This is a genomic window from Legionella jamestowniensis (genome assembly GCF_001467745.1).
In the GTDB taxonomy this organism is placed as follows: Bacteria; Pseudomonadota; Gammaproteobacteria; order Legionellales; family Legionellaceae; genus Tatlockia; species Tatlockia jamestowniensis.
In genome coordinates this window covers 1-394 of the sequence record NZ_LNYG01000009.1, presented here as the reverse complement: position 1 = coordinate 394, position 394 = coordinate 1, and the positions used below count along the sequence as shown (strand labels likewise).

Below are 394 nucleotides of genomic sequence, written 5' to 3'. Positions count from 1 at the left end.
TGTTAATGAACGTCCGGATTAACCAGATTAAAGCAATCTCTCTAAAAATTACTTTAATCTGATGCATCCTACAGAAACGTTGGTGGGTCTGAGTGGACTTGAACCACCGGCCTCACCCTTATCAGGGGTGCGCTCTAACCAGCTGAGCTACAGACCCATTTTTGACTGCGGCCTTTTACTTTAATCGTCGTTATGTTGATTCTCTCGCTCAGTCACATACAAAAGTATGCCCCTTCGCTCTTTCACCCACATGCCTCGATTAAAGTAAAATTCCTTGCAAAAATTTTCTCTCTGACAACAACTTTGTTGACTGTACTTCGTTCCTGCTTCTGAAAACAAACTGTGTGGGCACTTCGGGTGAATTGTCGTGCTTTAATTTTAAGGAGGTGATCCA

At 42.9% G+C, this 394-nt stretch carries 1 tRNA gene; it reads right to left on the bottom strand.

What is annotated here, in order from left to right:
• Window positions 1-80: 80 nt before the first annotated feature.
• Window positions 81-157, bottom strand: a tRNA-Ile gene (locus tag Ljam_RS03110).
• Window positions 158-394: the final 237 nt, after the last annotated feature.